This window comes from Candidatus Micrarchaeia archaeon (genome assembly GCA_041653315.1).
Classification (GTDB): domain Archaea; phylum Micrarchaeota; class Micrarchaeia; order Anstonellales; family JAHKLY01; genus JAHKLY01.
In genome coordinates this window covers 1-6,502 of the sequence record JBAZFO010000049.1, presented here as the reverse complement: position 1 = coordinate 6,502, position 6,502 = coordinate 1, and the positions used below count along the sequence as shown (strand labels likewise).

The following is a 6,502-nucleotide window of genomic DNA, read 5'->3' as shown; positions in this document are numbered from 1 at the left end:
ATTTTCAGGTAATATAAAAGACCTTCTAAATCCATTATATGATCTTTCATATCTTAAATAACCTTCTGCTTCCCTTTTTATCTCTTCTTTTTTTTCAGTTTTTATTTCTAATTTATTTCCAATAACTTCTAATTCTATATCTTTTTTTTCTACTCCAGGAATATCTATTATATAAACTATTTCATTTTCTTTTTCAATTACATCACTTAATGGTGCTGAATAATTCATTAATTGGTTGTTTCCACTAGTTATTAAAGGTACATTTTGTACATTTAAATCAAATAACCTATCCATTTCTTCCTGCATTCTTCTTAATTCATCCCAAACGGTCCAATTTCTTTTCATATTCATTCACCTCCATTTAATATTAGTATCTTATTTGTTAATAAGATATTAACTATTATAAAACGAAATATTTAAAAAGTGTTAGTATGGTATTAACACTTAACCTATAAGAATATTTTTAAAATGTTAAGAAAATATTAACAATATTAAAATATTTTAATAACAAATATTTATATAACTTCTAATTTATTTAATACTATGAAAAAACTATTATTTATTTTAATATTATTTATGGTTTTTATATTTGCTAAATCTTATTCAATAGGTCCTATGGAGCAAACAATTTATATCAATTTAGATGGGACTGTTGATATTAATGAAACTATCTCTTATTCTTTTAATTCTGGAGAATTTCATGAAGTTTATAGAACTATTCCTTTATCATGGAGAGAAGGAACTTTTGAAATTTTAGAATATCAAGTTTATGAAGATGAAAAACCAATTAATACAAGAATTGATAAAATTGGGAATAATAAAATAGAATTAATTGGATATAGCACATGGGAAAATGAAGTGCATAATTATACTTTTTCATATAAAATATCAAATATTATTGTATGTTATACAGATGTCTGTGATTTTTATTGGAAATTAAAAGGAGAAGAATGGGATAAACCTTTTCCTTCTTTAAAAGCGAATATATATTTACCTTCAAATATTTCAAAAGAGGAATATAAAGCATGGGGGCATGGACCTTCAAATGGAAATGTTGAATTATTTGATAGTTACGCATATTATACTGCAAATGATATAGCCGGTTCTCAATATGTTGAAGCGCGTTTAGCTTTTCCCCAGGAATTAATAACAGATAAAAGTAATATAATTTTTAAAAACGAAACAGGTTTAGAAAAAATAATAAACGAAGAAACACATTTTTATGAAGATACTGGACCATCTAAAACAGATACTTCAAACTTATTATTAATATCTGTAATTTGGATTATTGGTTTTGGGATAATTATTTACATTTGGTATAAATATGGAAAAGAACCAAAAGTAGATTTTGATGCTAAATATTATAGAGAATTACCAAATGAATATTCACCTGCTGTTTTAGGAACTTTAATAGATGCAGTTCATAAAAAACCTAGAACTCAAGATTTAGTTGCATGTATTTTGGATTTAGCAAGAAAAGGATATTTAAAAATAAAAGAAATTCCTGCTAAAAAAACTTTAGGTGTTTTTGGAGAAGATAAACACACAGTTATAATAAGAACAAAAAAAGAAGATTCAAAACTTTTAAGTTTTGAAAAAAATTTGTTAAATTTTTTATTTAAAAATAAAACAGAAGTAGATTTGAATGAAAAATTCAAAAAATATAATTCATCAAATTATACCTTTTTCAAAGAGTGGGAAGAGGATATTAAAGAGTATTCTAAAAAATATGATTTTCATGATTTAAAAAATGCTAAAAAAGGAAAAACATATGTCACCGCAATAATTGCTATAATAATTATTTTATCTTCATTAATAATGTTTAATTCTATATGTTTATGTCCTTTAACATTTATATTGATACAATTTGGATTTATGTTTATTTTTGTATTTTATTTTATGCTTGCAAAACCTTTTGAAAAACGAACTGAAAAAGGCGCTTTAGAATATGAACAATGGATGGCTTTTAAAAGATTTTTAGAAGATTTAACTTCAATGAAAGAAAAACCTCCTTCAGCAGTAGAATTATGGGATCATTATTTAGTATATGCTGTTTCCTTAGGTGTTGGAAAAGAAGTTTTAGAATATATTAATTTAAAATATCCAGATGCAACTCCTTCATGGTATATATCAAATAATATTAATACAACATTTACTTTAGCTACATTTATGGCTTTAAATATGAATTTAAGATCTGCTTCTATATCTCCTTCTTCAGGAGGTGGGGGCGGTTTTGGTGGAGGCGGCGGCTTCGGTGGCGGCGGAGGCGGCGGAGGCGCCAGATAGGTGATTAATTGCATTTAATAATAGGAATTGACCCAGGAACAACAACTGGAATTTCTGCTTTAGATTTGAATGGTAATTTAATAAAAATAATAAGTATTAGAAATGCAGGCAAAGCAGAAGTTATAAAACAAATATTAAATATAGGAAAACCTTCAATAATAGCTACAGATAAAAGGCCTTGCCCAGAGTTTGTATTAAAAATTGCAGCAAGTTTTAATGTAAAACTATTTATTCCAGAAAAAGAATTTTCACAAGAAGAAAAAAGCAGACTAATAAAAGAAAATAAAATAAAAATTGAAAATGATCATGAACGAGACGCATATTCTGCTTCATATAAAGCTTATTTTGAATATGCAAATAGGTTAAGACAAGTAAACTCTCTAGAATACTCAGAAGAAGAAAAAGATTATTTAAAACATTTAATCTTAAACGGCCATTCATTAAAAAACGCTTTATTATTTTTAGAAAAAACAGAAGAAAAAATAAAAGAGGAGATAAAAGATAAACCAACAAAAAGAGATAAACACATAGAAGAATGGATTGAAGAAATTAAAAATATAACAAGAGAAAACCAAGAACTAAAAAAACAAATACAAAAATTAAAATTAGAAAAAGAGCAAATAGAATGGGAAATTAAAAAAGAAAAAAATATAAGAAAAAAAGAGATAGAAAAAGATAAAGAAGTAATAAAATTAAAAAATGAAATAATTAGATTAAAACTTTATATAGAAAGTAAAAAAAACAAAAAAAAGAAGAAAAAGATAAAAGAAGAACAAAACACAAAGTATTTAAAAAATATGGTTGAAAATATAATTACAGAATACAGAGATAAACGAAAAAAAGAAATAAACTAAGAGGTGTTATATATGACAGAAGAAAGAAAAGAAGACAATATTGTGTATATAGGAAAAAAGAACATCATGGGTTATGTCCTAGCAGTAGTAACCCAATTTAATAACGGAGCAAATTCAGTAGAAATAAAAGCTAGAGGAAAAACAATATCAAAAGCAGTTGATGTAGCAGAAATCGTAAGAAATAGATTTATGCCAGACGTACATGTAGAAAAAATAGAGATTAAAACAGAAGAATTAACTTCTGAAGATGGCTCAAAATCAAAAGTTTCTGCAATTGAAATTAAATTAAAGAGATAAATTTATTCTCTTTTTTATTTTATTTTTTAACCAAACTTTCTTAAACATTTATATTGATTAATTTAACAGGAGATCATATGGAGAGAACTTTAATTAAGGAATTACAAGAAAATATTGGAAAAGAAGTGCTTCTTAAATGCTGGATAGTAAATATTAGAGATAAAAAGAAAATAAAATTTTTAGTAATGAGAGATAGAACTGGAGAAACACAAGGAATAGCATTAGAAGAAGAATGTGATTCTAACTCATTTGAACTAATCTCCAATATTTACAGAGAATCTGTTGTTGAAATAGAAGGAAATGTTAAAAAAAGTGAACAAGCAAAACAAGGATATGAAGTTTCTATTAAAAAAATCAAATTATTATCTGCTTCTGAACCAAAATTACCTACTGAAGTATATGGAAAAATAGAATCTAATTTAGATACTCGTTTAGATAATAGATTTTTAGATACAAGAAGACCTGAAATAAATGCTATTTTTAAAATAAGATCGCAAATATTCAAATCAACAGTTGAATTTTTAGATTCTCAAGGGTTTACTAAGATAGCTACCCCAAAAATAACTATTTTAGGGTTAGAAAGTCCTGGAGAAGAATCAACAGGGTCTGAACTATTTACATTGGATTATTTTGGTAAAAAGGCATATTTAGCTCAATCTCCTCAATTATATAAACAAATGTTTGTAGCAGGAGGATTTGAAAGAGTATATGAAATAGGTCCTGTATTCAGAGCTGAAAAATCACATACAACAAGACATTTAACTGAATTTACAGGTATTGATTTTGAAATGGGTTTTATTGAAAATGAACATGATATAATGGATATTATTGAGGGATTAATGATACATATCACTACAAAAATAAATGAAAAATGTAAAAAAGAATTAGAAATATTAGAAAAAGAAGTTCAAATACCTAAAAAAATACCTAGATTAGATTTTCATGAGATAAGAGAAATTTTAAAGCAAAAGGGAAAAGAAATACCTATTGATGAAGATTTAGATGCAGAAGGAGAAAAAGTACTTAGTGAATATATAAAAGAAAAATATAATGAAGAATTTGTTTTTGCTTTAAACTACCCATTCAAAAAAAGACCTTTTTATCATATGAAACCTGAAAATGATTCAAAAGGAACAAGGTCATTTGATTTAATTTATAATGGAGTAGAAATTGCAACTGGATCACAAAGAGAACATAGATTAGAAATATTATCTGAACAAGCAAAAGAAAAAGGATTAGATCTAGAAAAAATGTCAGAATATAAAAAAATATTCCAATATGGGTGTCCTCCACATGGAGGAGTTGGTATGGGTTTAGACAGAATAACTGAAAAACTATTAAAATTAGAAAATATAAGAGAAGCAATATTATTACCTAGAGATCCAGAAAGATTAAAACCTTAAACAAATCAAATCCAATTGTATTTTTTAAAAGCCTCTGTAGCTCAGCTTGGTAGAGCGCTTGCTTGGTACCGCCCTTTTTTCTTTGTAAAGAAAAAAGCGCAGGATGCGGAAAAAAGAAACGGCGAAAAAAAGCAAGAGGTCGTGGGTTCAAAAACCTTTGAATGACAATTCATTCAAAACTTGTCAATCAAAGATTGATAATCCCATCGGAGGCTTTTTTATTTTTAAAACTAAGTTTTAAATTAAAAAATAGTTAATAAAATAATTAAAAATAAGTAAAAAATAAAATAAAAAGAAATTATTTTCTCTTTTTAATGAACCAAAATACTGCAATTAATATAATTACAACTATTACTCCACCAATAATTAAAAGCGTATTATCTGATTCAGCTTGTACTGTTTCTTTAGTATCTAACACCACAGGTATAATTTCAGGTGGTTTTGATTTTTCTACAACCTTTGATAAATCCATACTAAAATCAATATCTGCTGCGTATACATTTGTTATTGATGAAGAAACACAATTTTCTTTTTCAAATTTTAATAAAAATGGTACATTTCCTGGCAATTCTAATTCATATTCTCCTTGTGCATTTGTAGTTGTGGAAAAATTCTTATAATCTGATTCTGCAGATATTACTGCCCCTTGTGCAGGTTCTCCACCGCATTTAATAGTTCCATAAATTGTTGACCATTTAATTAAACTCATTGTTAAATCACCATTTAAAAGTCGATAATCTGCATCTATTTCCATTCCTCCTACTCCGCCATCAAAATAACCTTCTTTTTGAGACGTAATTAAATATTTACCATACTTTTCTTTTATATTTAAACTAAATTCACCATCTTCCCCGCTTACTGCTGTTGCTATTTCTTCAGTTTCATTTTCAGAAAGTTCTAAAAATGCAGTTATTTGCGCCCCTTGAATTGAATCTCCGATAGACCCATCAGTCATTTGTTCTGTTACTAATCCAGTAATTACTGCAGAATTTACTATTGAAATACATAATAAAACTGCAATTAAAAAAATCTTTCCTATTTCTATATTCATTTAATTACCTCCCTTATTTTTTTTGAGATTATATAAAAAATAAATATTACACATAATATTAGAATTACAGGAGTATATATTTCTTTCCATTTAGTTCTCTCTTCTATCTGTTCTTCTTTTTCTATTGTTCCCTGCTCATTTTGTAATTTTGTAAGGTCTATTAAATTACGGCCTTCATTGACATTTATGGGTATTGTCATATTTTTATATTTAATAAAATAATTTCCTTCTTCTAAAATTATTTCTCTGTTTATATTATTAAAAATTAAATATTCTTTTCCCTCTATTTCAAAAATAGTATCAGAAATAACTGTTAATTTAGCATTTTTTTCCAAAGGAATATTTATTGTGGTATTTGTTAAAAATAATTCTTCTGTCTTTTTTAAATACCCTGGTTTTTCAAAAGAAACAGAATATGCTCCCATATCTATGCATTTATCTATATTTAATTTTACACCCTCTAATTTTTTTTGTGTTCTTAGATCATAAAAATTAAATTCAGGACAAACTGTTTGTGTTTCATATTTTACAGGATATAATTTTATTTGTTTAGTTGGATCAATTGAATTTGAATATATAATATTATAATCATATAAATTTTCTCCAATAAA

Annotated in this window: 7 protein-coding genes and 1 tRNA gene; 5 read left to right on the top strand and 3 right to left on the bottom strand. The window is 26.0% G+C overall.

Features of this window, described 5'->3' with window-relative positions; genetic code table 11:
- Nucleotides 1-345 (bottom strand): Hsp20/alpha crystallin family protein (locus tag WC356_07065; protein MFA5382903.1); only part of this gene is annotated, 345 nt, incomplete at its 3' end.
- Nucleotides 346-543: 198 nt separating this feature from the next.
- Between WC356_07065 and WC356_07060 the strand changes: the two genes are divergently transcribed.
- The 5 genes from WC356_07060 (at nucleotide 544) to WC356_07040 (ending at nucleotide 5,055) form a co-directional block, all read left to right on the top strand.
- Nucleotides 544-2,286, top strand: coding sequence for a DUF2207 domain-containing protein (locus WC356_07060; GenBank protein MFA5382902.1), 1,743 nt, complete (start codon nucleotides 544-546; stop codon nucleotides 2,284-2,286).
- 8 nt (nucleotides 2,287-2,294) lie between these two features.
- Complete coding sequence (locus tag WC356_07055) at nucleotides 2,295-3,140, top strand: DUF460 domain-containing protein (protein MFA5382901.1); 846 nt, start codon at nucleotides 2,295-2,297, stop codon at nucleotides 3,138-3,140.
- A gap of 12 nt (nucleotides 3,141-3,152) precedes the next feature.
- Nucleotides 3,153-3,437: a DNA-binding protein Alba gene (gene albA, locus WC356_07050; protein ID MFA5382900.1), complete on the top strand. Its 285-nt coding sequence runs from the start codon at nucleotides 3,153-3,155 to the stop codon at nucleotides 3,435-3,437.
- A 77-nt stretch (nucleotides 3,438-3,514) separates the two neighbouring features.
- Nucleotides 3,515-4,840 (top strand): aspartate--tRNA(Asn) ligase, encoded by a 1,326-nt coding sequence (gene aspS / locus WC356_07045; GenBank protein ID MFA5382899.1) that lies wholly within the window; start codon nucleotides 3,515-3,517, stop codon nucleotides 4,838-4,840.
- A gap of 30 nt (nucleotides 4,841-4,870) precedes the next feature.
- Nucleotides 4,871-5,055: transfer RNA gene (locus WC356_07040), tRNA-Thr, on the top strand.
- Nucleotides 5,056-5,138: 83 nt separating this feature from the next.
- On the opposite strand, the gene WC356_07035 is transcribed toward WC356_07040, so the two are convergent.
- Together WC356_07035 and WC356_07030 are read right to left on the bottom strand one after the other, a co-directional pair.
- Nucleotides 5,139-5,891 carry a carboxypeptidase regulatory-like domain-containing protein gene (locus tag WC356_07035; protein ID MFA5382898.1) on the bottom strand — a complete coding sequence of 251 codons (753 nt, stop codon included), beginning with the start codon at nucleotides 5,889-5,891 and terminating at the stop codon, nucleotides 5,139-5,141.
- Nucleotides 5,888-6,502 (bottom strand): hypothetical protein (locus WC356_07030; GenBank protein MFA5382897.1); only part of this gene is annotated, 615 nt, incomplete at its 5' end. The genes WC356_07030 and WC356_07035, both read right to left, overlap by 4 nt.